We start from the raw sequence: 2,695 nt of genomic DNA, 5'->3' as shown, positions 1-2,695 counted from the left end.
CGTACGTACGGTGGTGTGAGAGGGCTGAAGTAAAGAAGAAATCCTTTCCGGGTTTCCGAAGGTCTAAAAGTCTCCTTTACTTTGCTCTACTCGATTTTAAGGAGTTTTGAGTTTTTGAAATCCCTCAAGCTATCCAGACTTTTCTTAAGAATCGATATGAAAGGATTTTATGGGATTGTGGTTGAGGAAGTCATCGGCCGAAGGGTCGGTCCCATCGCCCCGATCTTCCACCCTTGATAAAAGCAGTTGCATGAAGATGTAGCTGCTTTTTTTTGTTTTAAGGAGTTTTGAGTTTTTGAAATCCCTCAAGCTATCCAGACTTTTCTTAAGAATCGATATGAAAGGATTTTATGGGATTGTGGTTGAGGAGGTCGTCGGCCGAAGGGTCGGTCCCATCGTCCCCGATCTTCCACCCTTATAAAAGCAGTTGCATGTAGATGTGGCTGCTTTTTTTGTTTTAAGTTTTTAATTGAAGCCTAGGATCAATCCGAAAATCTGTGGTGAAATAGGATTATAGAAGGACGGGCCTTAGTTCATTTTAGATTTTTCGGATGGAAATCAGGTTACAAATAAATACTGCCTGCCTGCAAAGGCAGGTTTGAGCATTGAATTAACGTAAAAACACAAACGAGTATAAAATTGCGAGTTTATTTATTTGCTGATTTTCATTTGGAAAAGCGTTAAGAAATGGACTCAGTCCGGGGCGCGTAGCCCTTGATTTTTGCTACTTTTCATCTAAGGAAAAGTAGAGAAATAAATCCTATAGCACTGTCGGTCGCACCATTTCAAAAGCAAACCCCTTCAGGCAAACCCATATTTGAAATTTCTCTGGTAAGGCCTACATAATTATTGCTTGATTCAAGCCTAGGGTTGATTTTTTAGACTTGGGGATTAAGGATCTGGAGGTCGTCGGCCGAAGGGTCGGTCCCATCGCCCCCGATCTTCTACCCTTACGAAAAGCAGTTGCATGTAGATGTGGCTGCTGTTTTGGTTGTGTGGTCCTTTCGTCGGTTTTGTCAGTTTGAGCTTGTCGAAAACTAGGACAAAACCATGCAGAACTAAAGAGGTCGGGTCTTATCCTTCGACAAGCTCAGGATGACCCGACCTGTCGTTCCTCAACTCCATGCCTGCGGCAGGTAAATAGGGTGACTCGAAAACCATGCTGAATTCTTCAATTGAACAGATCCTCCTTAAAACGTGGCTAACATCGAAGTAGGCATTCTTTTGCATATTGCCTAATGGAATTTTACTTCTCCAGTCTCACTACCAGTGTCTAAAGTCCCCCTCTGGAGTTGACTCCAACAAGAAAGATTACTCTTACCCTCACCAAACCCCAAAATTGTAATTCTCACCGCTAGGTATTAGTTTAGCTGAGCTAACTAACCGTTATCGCCAGCTTAACCATGCTTACTCACTATCGCCAAACCTGGGAAAGGCTACAGCTATACCCTTCCCTCAAGTACCTGCTTGCACCACTAATGGTGCTATGTGCCCTCACTGCACTAAGTCAAAACTACCCCACCCAGACCCGCGAGCTCCCGCCCGTCACCATTACCGAAGAGCGTGCTCGTGACCTCATGCGCCAGCTCACCGACCTGGATGCCTTCATGCATGCTGTCGGGATCAAAAACATCGCCAATGACCAGCGCCTGGAAGCTTATGCCACAGGCTTTGCCGAGCGCAACCAGATAGAAGTCTTCACCATCGGCTACATCGATAGTGATGAGCTCTGGCCACGGGTATTTCGCAACATCCGCCTCAAAAAGCTCAACAACATCACAACCGATCAGCTGCTGGCCGCCCACATCCTGTTTATTCCTCAGGACGATGGCTATACCGTAGAGCTCAAGCTAGAAGGCAAAACCACCGAAGTATACGAGCTACTGGAGCTCACCAAAGAAGAAGTAGAGCTGATCGCCAAAGAAACGAGCGACCAGCAGCTGGGCAGCACCGTCTATGCCAAGCCCAAAGAAGCCCGCGAGACAGTGGTGAGCGCCATGATCGCTGCCTTGCAGCGGGTGGAGCAGCAGACCGATCCGGTAGCACAGAGCATTACTCCAGTCACCTTTCAGCCAGCCACTGACCAGAAGTTTGGCTTTGATGCGCCCACCCATGACCAACTAGCCGCCGACTACCCCACGGTAACCATCGGAGGGGAGACCCTTCGCACTTCATGGAAGTCCCTCAAGCAAGGCACCCCCGACCCAGTCATAGCCCTCGACAAGGCAGACCAGGAGCTCACCTTTGAGTACAATGGCGCACCCCTAGCTGCCACCCCTACAGACAATACGTACACCCTCCAGCCCGTAGGCGGGGCAGATGGCACTACCGCAGAGCTCGTTGCCAAAGTAGGTGAATACACCGCAGGCGTCTTGCAGACGGTCAGCTATTCGGAGGTATTGACCAAAGTGACCATCGTGCCGGTAAATGGCGCGGGGGCAGGCATTACCCAAAGCCAACTACAAACCCGCCTCAACGAGATCTATGGTCCGGCTGTAGCCAGCTGGCAGGTGGAAGTGATGGCAAACCAGACCCTCACGGGCTGGGACGAAGACGGCAATGGCCTGGACGATGGACAGACCGGCATGCTGTCCAACTATACCGGGGAGATGAACGCCCTGATCAAAGCATTCCGCTCCAAACACCAGCGCGCCAAAGACACCTACTACGTCTTTTTGGTAGCCAAAGCGGAGAA

General features: G+C 49.3%; 1 protein-coding gene. It reads left to right on the top strand.

The annotated features are described in order from the left end of the window. Positions 1-1,403: 1,403 nt before the first annotated feature. Positions 1,404-2,695: hypothetical protein (locus C7460_RS23365; protein ID WP_147303075.1), on the top strand; the 1,292-nt coding region annotated here is incomplete at its 3' end.

This window comes from Marinoscillum furvescens DSM 4134 (assembly GCF_003386095.1).
In the GTDB taxonomy this organism is placed as follows: Bacteria; Bacteroidota; Bacteroidia; order Cytophagales; family Cyclobacteriaceae; genus Marinoscillum; species Marinoscillum furvescens.
Note: the sequence above shows the minus strand (reverse complement) of the source record. Positions and strands in the feature narration are given on the sequence as shown.